The sequence below is a fragment of the Helicobacter cetorum MIT 99-5656 genome (assembly GCF_000259275.1).
GTDB lineage: Bacteria > Campylobacterota > Campylobacteria > Campylobacterales > Helicobacteraceae > Helicobacter > Helicobacter cetorum.
In genome coordinates, this window is record NC_017735.1 from 1,543,523 (window position 1) to 1,563,024 (window position 19,502).

The following is a 19,502-nucleotide window of genomic DNA, read 5'->3' on the forward strand; positions in this document are numbered from 1 at the left end:
CCTTAGACCCCTTTTTTTAGGGTCATCTCTGGCAAACTCTCCACATACAAACTCTGCGAAGGAAAAGCAAAGCTTAAGTGGTGCTTTTCTACAATCTCCATAATTTTTAACATCACATCTTCTTTGACTTCTAGCCACTCCCCCCAAACAACCGTTTTAGAAAAGCAATACACTAAAATATTGATAGAGCTATCAGCAAACTGGTCTAAAAAGACAAACAAAGTGCTTTTATACCCCAAAAAGTCATTGATAGACACAATATCTTTTTTAAACATGTAGCGATAATCGCTCACATTCTGTAAATTGCTATCTTTAGCGTTAGCGATTTTTGGGTGGTTTTCTAGCATTTCTCTAATATCTTTCACGCAAAGCTGCAAGGCACTTTGGCTAGAATTATAGGCTAAGCCTATTTGCATTTTAATACGCCTTCCTACTTTACGCCGACTCCAATTTCTAATAGATTTTCCGGCTAATTCAGAATTTGGCACAAACAAAAGAGCGTTATCAAAAGCTCTAATCGTAGTGCGTCTTAGCCCCATTTCTACCACCGTGCCTTCCACTTCGCCACACACAATCCAATCCCCTTGAGAAAACGAATTGTCTAAGAGTAAAATGACAGAAGCAAAAAAATTCGCTAAAACATCTTTAACCGCTAAAGCCACCGCTAAGCCACCAATTCCTAAAGACGCAATAATGGCTGAAATATTAAAGCCAAGCTGTTTTAAAATCGCTAAAAGTGCGGCAATAAAAATCAAAAAATACACAATTTTTAAAATCAAGTTGATGACTTCTTTTCTAAAATTATGCGTGCTTTTTGTAGCAATATTTGTAACTAACGCTGTCCCATACCCCTTAAAAAGCGCTATCACTAGCCATGCAAGCAGACTGATATACACCACACCCACCCACATAGAAATCTTATGTGGCGATGGGTTAGGGTAATAAAAAATATCTAACGAAACATCACAACTAAATATCAATAAAAAAATAGAAACCGGCGAAATGATATTATTTTGCACATCTAAGTGCATTTCTTTATTTTGACGCATAAGCTCAAAAATAAAATCTAGCATTTTAGCTAATAAAATCGTAATCAAACGCCTTAATGCTAATAGCAATACCAAAATCATTAATGAAAGCACAATTTTACTGATTTGTAAGCTATGACTTGTAAAAGGCAAGAGACTACTGATTTTATTCAGCACAAAATCCATATTCACTTCCATAATCAAGTTTTTAGGCAACACTTCTTTAGGATGGTTTTTGATATAGCGTAAGACTTCTGTATAAGTGGCTAGTCTTAGTTGATACTTGCTAAACAGCTCTTCTAATTCATGTGTTTTAACACCATCTAGATTCTTAGGCAAGGCATAGAGCTTGAATTGTCCTAAACGCAAAATAAAAGCATTGCTAATACTCTCAACATCTTTTTCTTCACTAAAAACATCAATACTGCTTCTAATTTTTTCTATAAATTGATATAAAATTTCATCAACCAATAACGAATCTAAAGCTAATCTATCCTTAATGAAAGTGTAAAAATCATCGCCCTTAATGCTTTGGGCTAAACGCTTTTTGATTTTCTCTTGCTCTTTTAAATTACGCTTTATGTCAATGCCAATCTTATCCTTTTCATTCAATACTTTAGAAGTCAAGCTCTTAATCAAATCATTTTTCTGGTCATTGTATAGAGAGATTTCAGCACCCTTTTCGGGGTCTTTCTTATAAGTTTCAATCACTTGATTAAGCTGGTTGATTTGATTAAAAATCAAAAACAAATCAATCGTATCCACTTCATGGTCTTTTTCTTGTTTTTGAATCGCCCCCAAAGGATTAAGAAAGAGCAATAATACCAATACCCACCATAATAATGAACGCATGCAAAACCCCATTTAATATCAAACAAAATTTCTTTGTAATACATAGTGATTATACCAAGAATTAGGGGTGTTGCAATAGATACAATCTCACATCAAAAACAAAGGAAAAAAGCTTTAGGAAAAATAAAATAGGACAAAGAAGGAAGAGAAATAGGGCTATACTACAACAAACTCAAACCCTTAGCAACAAGAATCTCAAAACAAAACATCAGAACCTAAAAACTTAAAAGAACAATCAAAAAGAAAAAGCTCCAAAAAACTCAAAGAAACCGAGCAAAACCCACTTTCCCAAAGCAATATAGACAAAAGAAACTAAATCAATTTTCAAGAGACCAAAGAGAGATTTAGCGTCTTGAAGAAGCCTCTCCATTTTTCTTACAATTTTTATCAAGACCAAAATCGCACGCACGCTGGAGATACTCACTAGCCTTTTGTTTATCCTTTTCTACACCTAACCCATACTGATAAGACCTTGCCAAACCTTCGTAAGCTTGAGAAGAACCTACATCAGCCGCCATTTTATAGTAGATAATTGCCTTATCCTTGTCTTGTTCAATGCCAAGTTGCTCATTCCCACTATAATAAATATCTCCTAAGAGAATATAGGCTTCTGCACTACCCTTAGCCATCGCTCGTCTAAAATACTCTGTAGCTTTCATATAGTTACTTGGGACACCCCTACCTTCCATATACATGATGCCCAAATTCATATAGGCGTTAGTATAGCCCTTATCTGCAGCCAATTGAAAATATTCAACTGCTTTCTTTTCATCCTTAGCAACACCCCTACCCTCTTTATACATCACGCCCAAATTATTATACCCTCTAGGGACATCTCTATCCACAGCTTTCTGAAAATACTCCACAGCTTTCTTGTCGTTCTTAGCAACACCCCTACCATTTTTATACATAATTCCTAAAAGAACATAAGCAAGCGACTCGCCATTTTTAATAGCATCTTTATAAAAAGAGACCGCTCTCTCATATTCTTTGTTGTTGTAGGCTTCCTCCCCCTTATAAATGTAAGTCCCTTGCTCTCCAAGATGCTTTGCACCAAGAGTGCCAAACAAACACAAACCTACTAAACCAATCTTCAAAGCTAGTTTGCTCGTATATCCCATCACTACTCCTCTATAATTAAATCTCAATATCAATAACCATCTCTAATTTCAAAAAAAAAGAAAGTTGCATGCCCTCTAGGACTAACAAACATTTCAAGCCTACAATAGACTCTGCATGCAACTAATATCGTCTCTTTTAAGGAATTTTACACTATTTTTACTGATTTAAAAACTAAATTCAAAACTTTCTCACTAAAAGCCCCCCCCCCCGAAAAGTGGGTTAAAAAAGCCCATATATTTTACAAAAAATTAAAATTCCTTCCTTGGATCAGTAGCTCCGTAAAAAATGCGTCCTTTAGTTTTAGGAACAATATGAATTGCATTCACATCGCCCATAACGGGTTTGGTAACGATTTGATACCCCATTTTAGTAAGACTCTCTTTCACATCAGCTGGCATGCCAAATTTTTCAATCCTTAATTCATCAGGAAGCCATTGCATGTGAAATCTCGGTGCAGAAACCGCTTCAGAAATATTCATATCATAATCCACTACATTAGAAATCACTTGTAGCACAGTAGTGATAATCCTAGCACCCCCAGGACTTCCCACAACCATAAAAACCTTATTATTTTTTAACACAATAGTAGGCGACATAGAACTTAAAGGGCGTTTGTTAGCTTCAATCGCATTCGCATCGCCCCCCACCAAACCATAGAGATTAGGATTTCCAGGCTTTATGGAAAAATCATCCATCTCATTATTCAGCAAAAATCCCGCTCCATCAATACTAGCGGCACTCCCATAAGAAGCATTAATGGTGTAAGTAATACTAACCGCATTGCCCCACTTGTCAGCTACAGAATAATGTGTCGTATTATTCCCCTCATGCAATTGACCCATTCCTGGCTTAATTTGAGAGCTTGGAGTAACGGTATCTGGCTGAATGCTATCAAAAATCTTCTTTGCATAAGCCTTATTAGTCAATTTCTCTACAGGCACAGACACAAAATCAGGGTCGCCCATATAAACCGACCTATCTGCATAAGCCTGACGCATAGCTTCTGCGGCAATATGAATATTTTTAGACGCCCCATACCCAAGAGCACCTAAATCTGCATTTTCCATGACATTCAAAATCTCAATTAAATGTGTACCCCCTGAACTTGGCGGCGACATAGAAATAATCTTATACCCACGATAATTTCCCACCACAGGTTTACGCCATTTCACATTATAATGAGCCAAATCTTCTTTAGTGATAATCCCCCCATTTTTTTTCATATCTTTTTCAATAAGTTCAGCCACATGCCCATGATAAAACCCTTTTGCACCTTGCAACTTGATTTGAGTCAAAGTTTTTGCCAAATCTTTTTGGACAAATAAATCCCCTTCTTGATAATCAAGATGCCCTTTTTTCAAAAAATACTTTTTGCTAGAATTGTATTTTAAAAACCGCTCTCTTGCTTCTTTTAGGGTTTCTGCTTGTCTTTGTGAAATAATGTAACCACGCTCGGCCAATTTAATAGCTGGCTCAATCAATTGTGATAACTTTTTTGTGCCGTATTTTTTAAGCATGGCTTCCATTCCTGCAACAGTTCCAGGCACCCCAGCGGCCAAATAACCATCTTCACTGAGTTTAGGAACCACATTGCCCTGCTTATCTAAAAACATGTCCTTAGTGGCTTTCAAAGGGGCTTTTTCTCTAAAATCTAAGGTAACATTCTCACCATTTGCCAAATGAATGACCGCAAAACCTCCGCCACCAATATTACCTGCTGCGGGATGAACTACTGCTAGAGCAAAACCCACCGCCACCGCCGCATCAATGGCATTGCCCCCATCTTCTAAAACCTTTTGACCAATCTCAGTCGCTAAAGAGTGGCTAGAAAGGGCTAACCCCACTTTCGTGTTTTTTATAGGCGGATAACTCGCTGCACCCAAAGGACTTAATAAACTAAGAGAAAGTGCCACCACACTTAAACCAATTGTTTTTAAAAAACTCCGTCTCATTTGATTCTCCTTCAATAAATAACGATGTTTAACTTCTGCTTATTATATCATAAGCTAAAATGAAGCGTTTTAACACCTTAAAATATCGTAACCGCTCAATTTAACTTTTTTTGCTTTATTTTTACAATTTTTCTTTGGAAAACCAATTTTTGAATCAAACAATTTGGTTAATATTTTTCTAAAAATGACCAAGCGTATCTGTGAAACCTATCTAAAGTCTAAAAAATCATAAAGCAGATTACTAACATATCAGAGAAAAGTAGTGAGTTTTAAGGCAAAATAGCCCAATATTTTCATGTGAAAATACCTACGCTACAAAAAGCCTGTTTGAAGCTCAAAAAAATTATTGCTTGATTCCTAGCAAAGTATCTATCATTCTATCAATGGCAGTAATGACTTTGGCATTAGCCGCATAGCCACTTTGAAACTTGATTAAATTCACCATTTCTTCATCCACACTCACTTGTGAAATAGAAAGTTGCTCTTTTTTAATGGTCTCTAACACGCTTTTTTTAGTATCTAAAATACGCCCTGATTTTTCAGCATCAGTGTTGATTTTACCAGTTAAAAATTGATAGAACTCGCTGATTTTCATTTGTTTAGTATCAAACTTATCGTTATAGAAATCCACACTATCATATTGTAATTGTTGCATCATGTTTGCCACATCAAAATTCCCATTAATAGGGGCAAGCCATGGGCGAATCGTGGTAGGCTCTTTCTTGTATTGCTTATTCAAACTAATATTAGAAGCATCATCGCCTTGAAAAAAAGGATTGAGTTTTAATGCCCCTGTAAAATTCGTGCCATTATCTTTCAAAGAAACAAACAACCCTTGCGAAGCATTTTTCGGCTGGATAATAAACTTTTTAGTCTCATTGTTAAAGCTCGCTATGAAGTAATCATCAAAATCATTTTCAGTGTTATTATCATGGTTATCATCAGTATTAGCATTAATGGCTTGGATAATATCTTTCATCGTTGTAATGGGCGTGATGGTAATGGTTTTTCTGGCGATTTCTTTACCATCGGTGTTGTAAGCGACCAAATCAAACGAGCCATTTTTAATGTTGTAGTTAGTGTCCTTAAAGGCTTCATCATCGCTAAACTCCACAGGCTCACCTTCAATATTATGGCTCGCACTTTGAGCATAAATCGCATTAGTGGATTCTATCAAGCCCCTAGCAAAAGAGTCTAACAAATCAATATAATCTTGCAACTTACCCTTTAAAGTCCCATTAGAGCCATCATTATACACACCTAGTAACGCACCAGCTCTACCCTGATTGATTTTATCAGTAATGTTGATGACTTTAAAATCACTCCCTTGAAAATAAACTTGATTTAACCCCCCTTCATTTTCTGATTCTTTAACCACTAAAGGGTGGAAAATCGCTCCATCAATAATATTAAAGCCATATCCGATATTAAGCGTGTAATTTTCATCAAAGTCCGCTGAATTTTTGTCTACGAGCGAATTGGTTCTAATGCTGCTTTTAAAAACATTTCCGCCCAAGAGTTCTCGCAAGTGAAATTCTAATTCATCTCGCTTGTCTCTCAACTCATTCGCATGCTTTAAGCTTCTGTTGTTTTCTAACTCTTTGATACGCCTATTAATATCAGCGATTTGAGAACCCAAACTATTAACTTCTTTGATAACGCTTTTTAATTCTTCGCTTGCCTTATGCTGTAAGGTAGTCAAACGCTCTCTAGTGTCTTTAATATTATGCGTTAAAGCTTCTGTCTTTTGCGCAAGAGCCTGTTTTTGAGCGGAGTCTTTGGCATTCTTAGACAATTCTTTCCATGAATTAAAGTAATCTTGCAAATCCGTAAAAATGCTCGCTTCATCAATATCAGGAAAATACGCACTCGCTTCTTTTAGATGTGAAAATTCTGTATCATAGTAGGTGTTTTCATAATTAGCCTTAGTGTAACGAGAAAAGACAAACTCATCATGCACTCTCTCAATGGCTTTTACATCAACGCCCATGTTAGCGTTTTTAGTGCCATACATATAGGCGTCTTGGGGCTTTGTAACCACCCGCTGACGGCTATAAAACTCATCGCTCGCATTAGAAATATTATTTCCAGTTACATCTACCATAGTTTGATGAGCTTGTAACCCTGTATAAGAAGTGTTTAATGATGATAATATTCCGCCCATTTTACGCCTGCACCCTTAAAAAATGGCTTCCCACATGCCTAGCCCCTTTATAATCGCAAGTGTCATGGGGAATAATTTGTTGAATCAACGAAGAATAGAACTCAGAGACCGCAAACGCCATGCGTGAATAAGCCATATTTTTTTCCTTCAAAGAAAGTAGTAAGGCTCTCATTTGGCTTAATAGCTCGCTTGCTCTTTCATCTAGCAACTCACCCATTTCTTTATGGGGAAAACGCCCTTTTAATGCAATCATTTGAGAATCTACACAAGCTTTTTCCTTTTCAAAAGCTTGGATAACCAGCTGTTTTTGAGCATTTCTTTCAAAAATTTCGGTGTGTCTAGCAAGCTTAATGCCTTCAATGTCGCATTCAGTCAACTCAATTAATTCTTGTAATTGACTGATTGCGTTCTCTAAATGAGAATGTAAAGCGACCATAACAAATCCTTTTGCTCTTGTTTCAGTCGTATTCAAGCAAATACTATGCCATTTTAGAGTTTTATTACTAATAAATATTTAGCCCAAAAGCTCTGTAGGGTCAATTTTAAATTGTAGCATGTTTGCACTCTCTCTGCCATTATCACCCCCTTTTCTTTGAATAGTAATTTTTCCTATTCTAAGCGAACCTTTTTTGCTTATTTCTACACTTCCATCATCAAAATAATGTTGCATGACCTCATTAATATTTTTTAACGCCCATTTCATATTAAAGTCAATTTTTTGTATGACTAGCACCCACTCAGCACAAAACTCGCCCCTACCTTTTAAAATATCAGAAACAATTAACATTTTATTATCATTTAGCCATGTTAATAATTCTTGTTGCTCTGTATGAGAAAATTCATTGATAAGCATTCTTTTATTAGGGTATTTTATATCTTTTCTTGTCGGTTTTAATTCTCCTATAAAATAAGCAAGTAATTGATAAATATTAGGGGGGATATTCCACATTTCTTGATAAGATTTAAGCTTTCTTTTATCAATTTGATTAAACCCTTTTTGATTGCTCACTAATTTAACTTGTAAATTCTCGCTATCTAGGGCTTGTTTTAATTTAATTTGAATGATGACATTTATATCGGCTTTATACCCACTTAACACACTTGCTTTAACATGCTCAATTTTATTTAGGTTATAACCCATAATAATGAGCCAAGCCTGTGCGTCTTTATCATTAAGATAATTATTGAATTTTTGTGCGACTTCTTTTTCATTTAAAAAACCATTTTTAGCGATGAACGAGCCAAAAGAACTTGTATGACTACTCACTTTCAATTGCCTTTAACATTTGCTGCGTAATAGCAGAAATCACATTCACACTCATAGCATTTCCTGCTTGAGATAACAAATGGCTTTCCTTAAAATTAGGGTTATTTTTGATTTTTAAAGCTAAGTCTCCAGGAAATCCTTGTAAAAGCAAGCTTTCAGTTGCGTTTAATTTTTTAATTTTACCTTTTTGAATATAAAACAAGCCATGCCTTCCTGTCCTTAAAGTAGGAAAAACATTAAAATATAATCTTAAATCAGATTGTCTAGTATCTAAAACAGCGTTTTCTAGAGCTAAAATATCATCTAAAAAAACTTTATTGTGGTTATATTTATTATGCAAATATTTTTGAAAAGTAGCGTTATGAATATCCAAAAAGCATTCATTAGTTGTATCTAAAAAATCCTCAAAACAATAATCATTTGGTCTTCCTAAAGGAAAGACAAAATGATGCTTCAAATCCTTTCTAAACCCTACAATATAAATGCGTTCTCTATTTTGGGCTAGTTTGAAATCAGCACTATTTAAAATTTCATAATAAGTTGTATAACCCACTTCTTGCAAGGCTTTTATCATGGTATTAAAAGTTGCCTTTTTATTGTGATTGATTAATCCCTTAACATTTTCAAGCAAAAAACACTTAGGCTGTTTAATTTTTAAAATATCAATAAGTCCATAAATGATTGTCCCTCTTGTATCATCAAAGCCCTTTCTTTTACCATTGATTGAAAAGGCTTGGCAAGGAAACCCACTAATTAGCACATCAAAATGAGGCAAATCATTAGGATTGACTTGCATCAAATCCCCAAAGTTATTTGTATCCTTAAAAAATAACTCATAAGTCCTAAGAGCCTCACGATTGATTTCTGCATGCCCTACGCATTTTAAATTGCATTGCTCTAAACCTAAACGACCTCCACCAATACCAGAACAAAAATCTATAAAAGTCAGCATATCGGACAACCACACAAAAACTTGGTTTGAGAAACTACAAAAACCTTTAAACCCCTCTCTGCAGTTTTTAAATTAGCTATCAGTATTAGCCTAACAAATCCTGAGCTATTTTTTGAGAAGTTTCATGCAGATTAACTTTATATTGGTTGTTTTCAATAGCCTGTTTAATTTCAGCCACTCTATCAACGACTGGGGTTTCACTGCCCTGAATTTTTTCATTCTTTTCTACACGCTTATAATTCCCTAAAGACTGCACTGAAGCAAGAGAAGAAATAGCATTGATCATCACAAAATCCTTAATCTAATACTCATTTTTAATAGTGTTACAACATATATCGGTTGAAAGGGCAAAAAGTTAATGGATTTTTGAAATTTGCTTTTGCAATTCTTTACCAAACTTCTTGGGTGTGGTTACCTGCTTTTTCCCCGTTTCTGCTATGGAACCAAAAGATTGTGATTGCAAGTTCTTAAACATAAAAAATATTAAAAAAAGCAATATATAGCAAAATAAAAAAAAGCAAATCGTAGGAAACAACCAATTTTTCAGATTAGAACTATCCATTTTGCCCATACCTTTTAGAATATTTTAACTATCCATGCGAACATGAACAGCCACAACCTCCGCCCTTGCCCCCATGTCCACCACAACAACCCCCTCCACTATGATGGTGGTGAGATGCTAAAATCTCTTCATCACTAACTTCTCTAAACCCCAAAACCTTAAAACGAAAAGCCAAAGTCTTTCCTGCTAAAGGGTGATTATAATCCACCATTACATGCGTAGAGCTAAAATCCTTAATTATCGCTTGCACCGTTTGATTATCCTCAGTTTGCCCAAAAACGGTCATGCCTTTTTCTAACTCAATGCCTTCAAATTGTTCTCTAGGCACTTCTTGTAAATAGTTGCTTTCATAAATCCCATACGCTTCTTCTGGATTGATGACAACTTCTTCCCATTCTCCAATTTTGGCTTTTAGAACCGCTTTCTCTAGTCCCATAATCACCTGATTAGCCCCTATAATAAACTCCAAAGGTTCTTTATTGACATTGCTATCTAACACCTCTATAGAATCCTTTTCTTTCACTTCATATTCAATCAAAGCAGCTTGCTTGATATTTTCTAAATCATGGTTTTGCATTACGATTTTTCTCCTTATTTTCTATGATTTTTTTTGCCACTTTAGCTTGCTCGCTCAAAGGATACAAGCGTAATAAAGTGTTTAAGAATTTATAATAATTTTGCTCATCTTTAATTTTTTTAAAGGACCATGCCGTATGCCATAAAAGAACAGGCATGTAGGCTGACTTTTTATCTAAAAGGACACTTTCTTTGTAATATTTAATAGCCTCTCTGTATTTCTTCTCTCCATAAGCCACTTCACCCAGTCCATAACGCACATAAGCAAGCCTATAACTATTAGCCTCTAGCCACAACAAGCGTTCTTTGGCCTGTGCGTAAGATTTATTCTTTAAAAGCGTCAGTGCTTCTTCAAAAATTTCCTTTTGTTTGGACAAATCTTTGTAAAAAACAGATTTTGTTTCTAAGGCCTTCTCTTTTTCTTGAAAATCTTTACGCTTAGTTTCTTGCTCTTGATGACTAGGAAGTGGCTCTTTGTTTTCTTGATTTTGTGCTTCTTTCTCTTTGGCTGTTTGAACAAGCTGTTTTTGCTGTAATTCATCAGCCTTTTCTTGCTCTTTTAAAGCTTTTTGGATTAAAGCAATTTTTGAAACCAAATCTTGACTTAACTTTGTAAGCAACTCATTCATTTGCTTATTTTGTTCCTCTAGTTTCTGAATGGCTTGTTGATTGGTGCGGACTTCATTTCTAAGAGATTCTAAAATCTCTGATTGTTGCTTGAGTGTGTTAGCCTGCACTTCCTGCAAAGTCTTCAAGGCACGCAAGGATTCATCTTGTGAAAGTATTGTGTCATTAAGGTTTTTAATTTTATTGGCCTGCCCTTCGTAGATACTCTTTAGTCCTTCTTGAGACTGGGTATTAGAAATGACTTGCGAATGGATTTTAGTCAGGACATTAGAAAAGTTCTTACTGCTAGTCTGTAACTGCTGAAGCTCTTCTTTTGTAGCCCCACTCTGTCTGTCAAACGCCGAAGGCTCCCCACTAAGAAAAAAGAGAGCGATAAGGGAGATAAAAAAAAACCTCTTCATTTTAGAGTTACTTTACTAGTTTAATATCCACTCTCCTATTTTCTTGGTAACATTCTTTAGACTTCTGAGTACATTTTGGTTTCGTCTCGCCAAAACTGATTGTTTTAACCATCTCTTTTTCCAAGCCTTTTACAACCATGGCATTCTTCACGCTTAAAGCTCTCTTTACGCCAAGGGCTTGATTGTATTCGCTAGAACCAAATTCATCAGTATTGCCCTCTAAAAGCACTTGCATATGGTTTTCTTTAGCTTTTTGAATACTCTCATCTAAAACATCTTGCTCATCTTCTTTCACTTCATACTTATCAAAATCAAAGTAAATAGAACCTATAACCGTTCCGCTTGCGATAGATGGCTTTTCTTCAACAATCGGCTTTGGTTCTTCATGTTTTTCTTCAACAGGTGCTGGAATCTCTTTTTCCTTGACCATTTCTGTAGAAACAGGTGCATTCTGGACTGCTCTAGCACCAGCACCCACATCACCAGCTACAGTCTTATCATCTAGCTTATGAGAACAACCAACAACCAACAAAAGAGCTAACAAAGAGCTGACTACAGAAACCTTTTTCATTGCAAATTCTCCAATAAAATAAAATTTAAAGCGAACTCAAATTTTAACTCATATTTGCTTAATTTAGCCTTACCAATCAAATGCTTGTATTTTTACATTTTTTAAAGGAAATAAAAGACTCTGATTATAGTCCAATAAAATAAGTCCCATAGCGTATTCTTGAGCGGTTTTCTTCACATACATGATATTTTTTCCATCAACAGAAAAACGCGGCATTTGATTAGAACCATTCACAGTTAATCTGCGAATATACCTACTGTTTGAAGAAATTAAATTTAAATTAAATACCGTTTTTCCAAATTCATTAAGAGTTTCTCTACTCACATAAACAATACTATCCTTATATGCATCAATAGATTCATTGCTCTTGCCTTCATAAAGAAGCTGTTCTGCACTTTCTCTTAAGCCTAATTTCTTCATGTAGATATTAGGATAGCCTGACCTATCAGAAACAAAAGCCATGGATTTGTCATTTTCAAAAAACACTCCAGAAACATCTATTCCAGGATAACGAGTGAGCTTGGTGCTGGTCTTATTTTGTGTGTCATACAAATACACATCAGGTTGTCCTTCAGGAGCTAGAGACATCAAAATCTTAGAGCCATCAGAACTCACACTAGAAACCACTGCCATACCTTGAGAACTCGCAATGGTCTCATGGATGCCTTTTTGGATATTATATTTTAGAATCATAGGCGTTTTTTCGCCATACTGGGTGTAGTAAAACTCTGTCTGCTGTGCATTCGCCCATTTGGGAAAGATATTAAGCCGATTGTTTTTGATAATCTCTTTTTGATAACGCATGGTGTAATCAGCTAGAGCAATTGTCGTAACACCTGGTTTGGCATATTTAGAAAAAACAATAAAACGCCGCATCCATGCAATAGAAGGGGCTTTTAAATAATCATTAACCACTATGGCCATGTTATGGGCTGCAAAAGGGTATAACTCTGCATGTGAAATAGAATAATCAAAAGTCTTTTTCAACGCACCTGTATTCACATCATAGAGTTTTAAGCGGGCTATTTTGTTATTATTCTCTACCACTACGCTTACAAAGGCTACCAAATGGACTTTTTTATTTTTCAATTCTGTGTAGTCCATGTTAGGACTTGTCTCCCCGACATCAGAGACTTCAAAATGCTGGCTAATCTTTAAATCATTCACTAAAACTTCATGCAATTTCAAAATATAATCTGCATCATTGTCTTTAGAATAGCGAACTTCAATCTTAGGAAGCTTTTGAATAGTTTTAATCACATCTAGTGTCCTATCCACCGCTAAAAGCTCTAAGCAACATATTAAGAAAAGCCATATTTGTCTCATTGTTCTTCCTTTGTCGTAAAATTAACCTTGATAGAAATCATATGCCCCAAAGGATAGGGGGGAAAATCTATTTTTTTTAAACTCTCTAAAAGAGCTATCACACTATCATTATAGTCCTTAAAATCTGAATAACTCAGAATGGTATAACTGAATTTTCCATCCTTTGTGATAACAATGATAACGCTGACTGAAGCCCTTTGATAAAAAGAACCCTTCCAACCCCCATATAAGATTTTATAAATTTGAGCATACCACTCTTGGTAGGCTTTATCATCTACCCCATCTTGCTTAGGAACTTGTAAATCTAAAGTCTTACTTTTTATATTTTCAAGTTTTTGTGTGAATTGATTCAAATTTTGCTGCAAGCCTTTCAATATTTCTTGATTTTTTTGATTCTTTCTTAGGCGTTGCTGTTCTCTTAAACGCCTTTGCTCTGCATCTTGCTCATTTTTTTGAATGTTCTTGTCTGTTTTTTCTTGAAAATTATCCACTGAAGAAAAGATATTCTCAAGGCTCTCTTCATGGTCTTTAGGTTCAAGAAAATCGCCCTCTTCTGACTTGTTGGCCATTTTTTCATCGCCTGGTAAATATTCTAAATCCAAGTCAATAATTTGTTCGTCTTTCTTTCCTAAATCCAAAAGAATCTTTTGGGCTTCTTGATTATGTCTGTTTAAAAGCAAAGCATACAACAGCAAAGCATAGAGTAAAAACGCTAAGAAGCCAGAAAAAACTAAAAGTGCATTCTTACTCATAACAAACCCGCAAAAACTTAACTAAGGGCTTGTAATTAAAGAAACCTTTAAAAACCCGGCTTCCTTAATTGTTTTGAGTAAGTAAATAACTTTATCATAAGTCAAATGCTTATCAGCACGAATATTCACTTTAGTGTCTTTATTGTATTTCTTAGAAAGCAAGTTGAATGTGTCTGGAAATGAATTGTATTCATAAGTTTGGTTGTCTATGTAGATTTTTGCTTGCTTATCCATACGAATTTCTATGACTTTATCTTGAGTGGCTCTAAAGGTCTTTGAGCCAGAAGGCAATGCGATTTCTTCTTGATAAGTAAGAGTAGGCGTAGTAACCATAAGAATAGCCAATAAAACTAACATCACATCTACCAAGGGCGTGATGTTAAGCTCTGGTTTATCCTCATCCCAATAGTTATCATAATTCATAAAAACCCTCTAACTTTATTTGTCTTTCACCAATGCTAAAAAACCTCTCGTGGATAATTCAAGGTTTCTTGAGAAGAGAGAATATCTACCTGCATCTGCACATAAACAGATAAATCATAAACCTTGCGTTTTAAAATCAAATAAAAAGAATACGCTGGAATGGCTGTTAAAATACCCCCTGCAGTTGCAATAAGAGCCTTAGAAATAATGGGCGCAATCACTCCAAAAGAAGCTTGACCTAACGCACCCAAACTATTAAACGCTTCTAAAATCTCAACCACAGTTCCAAATAATCCAATAAAAGGGGCTGTAGAAGAAACTATACTTAATAGTGCTAAACCGGTGGTGCTTTGCTTAAGAATCTGATGTTTCCAAGCCTGCAACAATTCCTTAGAGCATTTCTTAGTGCTGTCCTTTCTTCTATTACTAAACATAAAATGCTCTGGGGCATCTTGTTTTCCACTAAGAATATTAGACAAGGACTGCATTTCACGCCTAAGATAGGCTTTTAAAACAATGCTTTTATAGACAAAAACCCATAAAGTCATAACCAAGTATAACGAAATCCATGTCATAACAAGTATAGTAATCAAACCACTTTCATGTAGAAAGTAAGCCAATGAATCCAACATAACTAGTCCCTCAAATTCTAAAGAGATTCAATTTTAGAAAGCACACTTGAAATGGCAACTCTATCAGAACTCGCATCTTCTAAAAGCTTCTTAGCCCTAGAAATCGCATCTTCCTTGCTATCCTGTTTGTTAATAAAGACTGCTCCATCGGCTAAAATATCCACACGCTCTTTGGTGATTTCTGCATAACCCCAATTGATTGCAATATAGTCTTTTTGGCTTTCTGTTTCAATCTCAATCACACCTGCTTGAAGCAAAGAAACCATGTTGCTATGCCCATAAAGCACCCCAAACTCCCCTTCACTCCCTGGTAACACCACGCTTTTAACTTCTCCTAAATAAACCTCCCCTTGAGGAACTACCACGCTAACATTCAACAAAGCCATGTGAAAATCCTTAGGAATTTTTCATGTTTTTAGCTTTTTCTAAAACCTCTTGAATACCCCCTACCATGTAAAAAGCATTCTCAGGAATATGGTCGTATTTACCTTCTAAAATCCCTCCAAAACCTTCTAGGGTCTCTTGAAGAGTTACATACTTACCCGGACTCCCCGTAAACACTTCAGCCACAAAAAACGGCTGAGATAAAAACTTCTCAATTTTTCTGGCTCTTTCAACAATTTTTTTATCTTCCTCGCTCAATTCATCTAAGCCCAAAATCGCAATAATATCTTGTAAATCCTTATATTTCTGTAGGACTTGCTGGATACCTGTTGCGATTTCATAGTGCTTCTCGCCTATCATTTGGGGGCTTAAAATCCTTGAAGTAGAATCTAGGGGATCAACCGCTGGATAAATCCCTTTTTCAGCAATCTTTCTATTCAACACCGTCGTTGCATCTAAATGTGCAAACACTGAAGCGGGGGCTGGGTCGGTCAAATCATCTGCTGGCACATATACCGCTTGAACCGAAGTGATAGAGCCATTTTTAGTAGAAGCAATTCTTTCTTGAAGTTTCCCCATTTCTCCAGCTAGTGTAGGCTGATACCCCACCGCTGAAGGAATACGCCCTAGTAACGCACTCATCTCTGCACCACTTTGAGCGTATCTAAAGATGTTGTCAATAAACATCAACACATCTAAGCCCTTTTCATCTCTAAAATACTCTGCCATGGTCAAACCGGTAAATGCAATGCGATTTCTTGCTCCTGGTGGCTCATTCATTTGCCCATAGCATAGTGCAACTTTGTCTAAAACGCCCCCTTCTTTCATCTCATGATAAAGGTCATTCCCCTCTCTAGTGCGTTCTCCCACACCAGCAAATACAGAATACCCATTATGCTTATAAGCCACATTATGAATGAGTTCCATAATAATAACAGTCTTTCCTACACCAGCCCCACCAAACAAGCCTACCTTACCACCCTTAGAATAAGGTGCTAGCAAATCAATCACCTTAATACCGGTTTCAAACATTTCAGTTTTGGTGCTTTGTTGCTCAAAACTGGGGGCTTTTCTATGAATAGGCCAAGTCATAGATGGCTTAAGGGGTTCTAAATTGTCAATACTCTCGCCTACAACATTAAAAATACGCCCTAAAACTTCTTCGCCCACAGGCACTTCAATCATCTTACCACGAGCTTTTACCACTTGATTACGCACTAAGCCTTCTGTCATATCCATTGCAATCGCTCGCACACGATTACCACCCAAATGGGCTGCCACTTCTAGAACTAAAGATTTTTGAACGCCATTAACATTAAAATTAACATCTAACGCTTCAAAAATCGCCGGTAGATAGGACTCAAATTCAACATCTACAACAGGACCTAAAACCTGAATGATTTTGCCTTCCATTCTCTATTGCTCCTTGATTAATTTAATTTTTTATTTAAGGGCTTCTACGCCAGCATTGATTTCTACTAGCTCTGTCGTAATAGCCTCTTGTCTAGCTTTGTTATAAGAAATGGTTAAATTTTTAACCAAATCCTTAGCGTTATTGGTAGCTGTATCCATAGCCCGCATTCTAGCACTATGTTCTGCTGCTAAAGAATCAATCAAAGCATAATACAAGCTATATTCTACAAACTTCTTTGCCAAAGAATCTAGTATCTCATCTTCATTATTGCTTGGCTCACTAGTAATAATCTCTTGTGGGTCATTATGCTGAGACTCCTGATTAGGATGTGTAGTTTTATCATGATGTATAATTTCATGACCTACAGGCAACACAACTTTCACTCTTAATTCTTGGCTAATCATATTTTTAAAGCCATTGTGGATAATAACAACTTTATCAGTTTCGCCGTTTAAATAGTCTTTTACCACCTTTTGCATAAAGTCTTGTGAACGCTCATAATTAGGCATAGAGCTCAAATCATTGAGCTTGTCTAAAACTTCTATACCATTGAAGCTAAAATACTCATTACCCTTTTTGCCGATACCACGCAAACGCACCTTAATCCCCTGCTCTTTATATTCGTTTGCACATGCTAAAACTTTCTTAATGGTGCTTGTATTAAATCCCCCACAAAGCCCCTTATCTGCCGTAATAAAAATAATATCTACTTTTTTAACTTCAAGTCTTTCTAGCTCTCTAAAATACTTGCTTTGAATGTTTTCAAGCCCCTGGCTTCTCATTTTAGACAAAATGTCATTAAACACTGCATCCAATTTTAATGCGAACGCCCTAGAACGCCTTGCAACCTCTTCAGCCTTTCTAAGCTTAGAAGTGGAAACGAGTTTCATGGCGTGCGTAATCTTTTGCATGTTTTTAACGCTTCCAATTTTCTTTCTAATATCTCTCAAATTTGCCATATTGTAGCAATCTCCTACTCGCTATAAGTAAGCTTAAATTCCTCTAAGACTTTTTTAAGCATAGCTTCTAAGTCCTTATCTAACGCTTTCTTAGTGCGAATCTCTTCTAAAACTTGGGGGTATTTTGCTTCTAAGAAAGGGTGTAATTGTTCTTCAAAATCCACCACTTTTTTAACACTAACATTATCTAAAAACCCTTTAGCCCCAGCATAGATAATCACCACTTGCTTCTCAATAGGTAAAGGCGAATAAGGGGCTTGTTTCAACACTTCTACCATACGCTGTCCACGCTCTAGCTGTTTCTTGCTTGCATCATCTAAATCAGAAGCAAATTGTGCAAAAGCCTGCAGTTCTCTATATTGAGCCAAGTCCAAGCGTAAAGTCCCTGAAACTTGCTTCGTGGCTTTGATTTGAGCAGCCCCTCCAACTCTTGAAACCGATAACCCCACATTAATGGCTGGACGAATCCCTGAATAAAACAAATCTGTCTCTAAGAAAATTTGCCCATCTGTAATAGAAATAATATTAGTAGGTATGTAAGCTGAAACATCGCCTGCTTGAGTCTCTACAATAGGAAGTGCAGTCAAAGAGCCAGCACCCCTTTCATCAGAAACTTTAGCCGCTCTTTCTAAAAGTCGTGAGTGGATATAGAACACATCTCCAGGAAACGCTTCTCTACCTGGGGGTCTTCTCAAAATCAAAGAAAGCTCCCTATAAGCCACGGCGTGCTTGCTCAAATCATCATAGACAATTAAGGCATGACGGGCATGGTCTCTAAAATACTCTCCCATGGTCACACCGGTATAAGGGGCTAAGTATTGCATAGCAGCTGAATCAGAAGCTGAAGCATTTACCACCACCGTATATTCCATAGCGCCATATTCTTCTAGCTTACGCACCACTTGCACCACCGTGGATTCTTTTTGTCCGATAGCCACATAAATACAAACTACATTTTGTCCCTTTTGATTGATAATGGTGTCCACAGCTACGGTCGTTTTACCTGTTTGTTTATCTCCAATAATCAATTCTCTTTGTCCACGCCCAATAGGCACCAGTGCGTCAATGGCTTTGATACCTGTCTGAAGGGGTTCATGCACGGACTTTCTATCCATAATTCCTGGTGCCTTTTGCTCAATGAGACCAAATTCGCTTGTTTCTATCTCTCCCTTGCCATCAATAGGCTCACCTAAGGCATTTACCACACGCCCAACGATGGCATCACCCACAGGAATTTTCATTAAATTCTTCGCTCGCTTGACTATTGTCCCTTCTTTAATACCGCTACCAGAACCAAAGATAATCACGCCTACATTATCTTCTTCTAAATTAGCCGCAACCCCCTTATCCCCCGTTTCAAATTCTAACACTTCATGCGACATCACATTCTTTAAGCCATAGACCTTAGCCACACCATCAGCATAGGAAACTACCTTGCCGACTTCAGCCATATCAAAATCAAATTCAAAATTCTTAATTTTTTCTTCAATAATTGAGCTGATTTCTTCCAATTTTAATTGGGACATTGTATTTTATCT

Annotated in this window: 20 protein-coding genes; all 20 read right to left on the bottom strand. The window is 36.3% G+C overall.

The window, feature by feature from the left end:
- Positions 1 to 2: 2 nt before the first annotated feature.
- Positions 3 to 1,880, bottom strand: a complete 1,878-nt coding sequence (locus tag HCD_RS07280) for a mechanosensitive ion channel family protein (RefSeq protein ID WP_014659924.1) — start codon at positions 1,878 to 1,880, stop codon at positions 3 to 5.
- A gap of 344 nt (positions 1,881 to 2,224) precedes the next feature.
- Complete coding sequence (locus tag HCD_RS07285; RefSeq protein WP_014659925.1) at positions 2,225 to 3,001, bottom strand: tetratricopeptide repeat protein; 777 nt, start codon at positions 2,999 to 3,001, stop codon at positions 2,225 to 2,227.
- 249 nt (positions 3,002 to 3,250) lie between these two features.
- A complete protein-coding gene (gene ggt, locus HCD_RS07290) occupies positions 3,251 to 4,954 on the bottom strand; it encodes a gamma-glutamyltransferase (RefSeq protein ID WP_014659926.1) in 1,704 nt (567 codons plus the stop codon).
- 343 nt (positions 4,955 to 5,297) lie between these two features.
- Entirely contained in the window at positions 5,298 to 7,118 is a 1,821-nt protein-coding gene (flgK, locus tag HCD_RS07295) for a flagellar hook-associated protein FlgK (protein ID WP_014659927.1), read from the bottom strand.
- A 1-nt stretch (position 7,119) separates the two neighbouring features.
- Positions 7,120 to 7,590 carry a hypothetical protein gene (locus HCD_RS07300; RefSeq protein WP_081482795.1) on the bottom strand — a complete coding sequence of 157 codons (471 nt, stop codon included), beginning with the start codon at positions 7,588 to 7,590 and terminating at the stop codon, positions 7,120 to 7,122.
- A gap of 42 nt (positions 7,591 to 7,632) precedes the next feature.
- A complete protein-coding gene (locus HCD_RS07305; RefSeq protein WP_014659929.1) occupies positions 7,633 to 8,385 on the bottom strand; it encodes a PDDEXK family nuclease in 753 nt (250 codons plus the stop codon).
- Complete coding sequence (gene dcm, locus HCD_RS07310; protein ID WP_014659930.1) at positions 8,378 to 9,337, bottom strand: DNA cytosine methyltransferase; 960 nt, start codon at positions 9,335 to 9,337, stop codon at positions 8,378 to 8,380. The genes HCD_RS07305 and dcm overlap by 8 nt, the downstream gene beginning before the upstream one ends.
- 85 nt (positions 9,338 to 9,422) lie before the next feature.
- Positions 9,423 to 9,623 (bottom strand): flagellar biosynthesis anti-sigma factor FlgM, encoded by a 201-nt coding sequence (locus HCD_RS07315; RefSeq protein ID WP_014659931.1) that lies wholly within the window; start codon positions 9,621 to 9,623, stop codon positions 9,423 to 9,425.
- A gap of 69 nt (positions 9,624 to 9,692) precedes the next feature.
- A complete protein-coding gene (locus HCD_RS07320) occupies positions 9,693 to 9,899 on the bottom strand; it encodes a hypothetical protein (RefSeq protein WP_014659932.1) in 207 nt (68 codons plus the stop codon).
- Between the two features lie 28 nt (positions 9,900 to 9,927).
- Positions 9,928 to 10,476, bottom strand: coding sequence for an FKBP-type peptidyl-prolyl cis-trans isomerase (locus HCD_RS07325; RefSeq protein WP_014659933.1), 549 nt, complete (start codon positions 10,474 to 10,476; stop codon positions 9,928 to 9,930).
- Entirely contained in the window at positions 10,463 to 11,503 is a 1,041-nt protein-coding gene (locus HCD_RS07330; RefSeq protein WP_014659934.1) for a coiled-coil domain-containing protein, read from the bottom strand. The genes HCD_RS07325 and HCD_RS07330 overlap by 14 nt, the downstream gene beginning before the upstream one ends.
- Positions 11,504 to 11,510: 7 nt before the next feature.
- Positions 11,511 to 12,074, bottom strand: a complete 564-nt coding sequence (locus HCD_RS07335; protein ID WP_014659935.1) for an outer membrane protein Omp18 — start codon at positions 12,072 to 12,074, stop codon at positions 11,511 to 11,513.
- A 69-nt stretch (positions 12,075 to 12,143) separates the two neighbouring features.
- Complete coding sequence (tolB, locus tag HCD_RS07340; protein ID WP_014659936.1) at positions 12,144 to 13,400, bottom strand: Tol-Pal system protein TolB; 1,257 nt, start codon at positions 13,398 to 13,400, stop codon at positions 12,144 to 12,146.
- Complete coding sequence (locus HCD_RS07345; protein WP_014659937.1) at positions 13,397 to 14,152, bottom strand: energy transducer TonB; 756 nt, start codon at positions 14,150 to 14,152, stop codon at positions 13,397 to 13,399. The genes tolB and HCD_RS07345 overlap by 4 nt, the downstream gene beginning before the upstream one ends.
- Before the next feature lie 21 nt (positions 14,153 to 14,173).
- Complete coding sequence (locus HCD_RS07350) at positions 14,174 to 14,575, bottom strand: ExbD/TolR family protein (protein WP_014659938.1); 402 nt, start codon at positions 14,573 to 14,575, stop codon at positions 14,174 to 14,176.
- Positions 14,576 to 14,610: 35 nt separating this feature from the next.
- Positions 14,611 to 15,207, bottom strand: a complete 597-nt coding sequence (locus HCD_RS07355; RefSeq protein ID WP_041594843.1) for a MotA/TolQ/ExbB proton channel family protein — start codon at positions 15,205 to 15,207, stop codon at positions 14,611 to 14,613.
- A 17-nt stretch (positions 15,208 to 15,224) separates the two neighbouring features.
- Entirely contained in the window at positions 15,225 to 15,593 is a 369-nt protein-coding gene (atpC, locus tag HCD_RS07360; RefSeq protein ID WP_014659940.1) for an ATP synthase F1 subunit epsilon, read from the bottom strand.
- 10 nt (positions 15,594 to 15,603) lie between these two features.
- Positions 15,604 to 17,004, bottom strand: a complete 1,401-nt coding sequence (gene atpD / locus HCD_RS07365) for a F0F1 ATP synthase subunit beta (RefSeq protein ID WP_014659941.1) — start codon at positions 17,002 to 17,004, stop codon at positions 15,604 to 15,606.
- Between the two features lie 30 nt (positions 17,005 to 17,034).
- Positions 17,035 to 17,964, bottom strand: a complete 930-nt coding sequence (atpG, locus tag HCD_RS07370; RefSeq protein WP_014659942.1) for an ATP synthase F1 subunit gamma — start codon at positions 17,962 to 17,964, stop codon at positions 17,035 to 17,037.
- 14 nt (positions 17,965 to 17,978) lie between these two features.
- The gene (atpA, locus tag HCD_RS07375) at positions 17,979 to 19,490 is read right to left on the bottom strand and encodes a F0F1 ATP synthase subunit alpha (RefSeq protein WP_014659943.1); all 1,512 of its coding nucleotides are present in this window, start codon (positions 19,488 to 19,490) and stop codon (positions 17,979 to 17,981) included.
- Positions 19,491 to 19,502 lie beyond the last annotated feature (12 nt).

Coding starts and splice junctions, on each gene's coding strand:
- HCD_RS07315 (WP_014659931.1), bottom strand. CDS start 9,623: ATGATCAATGCTATTTCTTCTCTTGCTTCAGTGCAGTCTTTAGGGAAT.
- atpC (WP_014659940.1), bottom strand. CDS start 15,593: ATGGCTTTGTTGAATGTTAGCGTGGTAGTTCCTCAAGGGGAGGTTTAT.
- HCD_RS07280 (WP_014659924.1), bottom strand. CDS start 1,880: ATGCGTTCATTATTATGGTGGGTATTGGTATTATTGCTCTTTCTTAAT.
- atpD (WP_014659941.1), bottom strand. CDS start 17,004: ATGGAAGGCAAAATCATTCAGGTTTTAGGTCCTGTTGTAGATGTTGAA.
- HCD_RS07325 (WP_014659933.1), bottom strand. CDS start 10,476: ATGCAAAACCATGATTTAGAAAATATCAAGCAAGCTGCTTTGATTGAA.
- HCD_RS07335 (WP_014659935.1), bottom strand. CDS start 12,074: ATGAAAAAGGTTTCTGTAGTCAGCTCTTTGTTAGCTCTTTTGTTGGTT.
- ggt (WP_014659926.1), bottom strand. CDS start 4,954: ATGAGACGGAGTTTTTTAAAAACAATTGGTTTAAGTGTGGTGGCACTT.
- atpG (WP_014659942.1), bottom strand. CDS start 17,964: ATGGCAAATTTGAGAGATATTAGAAAGAAAATTGGAAGCGTTAAAAAC.
- dcm (WP_014659930.1), bottom strand. CDS start 9,337: ATGCTGACTTTTATAGATTTTTGTTCTGGTATTGGTGGAGGTCGTTTA.
- atpA (WP_014659943.1), bottom strand. CDS start 19,490: ATGTCCCAATTAAAATTGGAAGAAATCAGCTCAATTATTGAAGAAAAA.
- HCD_RS07345 (WP_014659937.1), bottom strand. CDS start 14,152: ATGAGTAAGAATGCACTTTTAGTTTTTTCTGGCTTCTTAGCGTTTTTA.
- HCD_RS07285 (WP_014659925.1), bottom strand. CDS start 3,001: ATGGGATATACGAGCAAACTAGCTTTGAAGATTGGTTTAGTAGGTTTG.
- HCD_RS07330 (WP_014659934.1), bottom strand. CDS start 11,503: ATGAAGAGGTTTTTTTTTATCTCCCTTATCGCTCTCTTTTTTCTTAGT.
- flgK (WP_014659927.1), bottom strand. CDS start 7,118: ATGGGCGGAATATTATCATCATTAAACACTTCTTATACAGGGTTACAA.
- HCD_RS07350 (WP_014659938.1), bottom strand. CDS start 14,575: ATGAATTATGATAACTATTGGGATGAGGATAAACCAGAGCTTAACATC.
- tolB (WP_014659936.1), bottom strand. CDS start 13,400: ATGAGACAAATATGGCTTTTCTTAATATGTTGCTTAGAGCTTTTAGCG.
- HCD_RS07320 (WP_014659932.1), bottom strand. CDS start 9,899: ATGGATAGTTCTAATCTGAAAAATTGGTTGTTTCCTACGATTTGCTTT.
- HCD_RS07355 (WP_041594843.1), bottom strand. CDS start 15,207: ATGTTGGATTCATTGGCTTACTTTCTACATGAAAGTGGTTTGATTACT.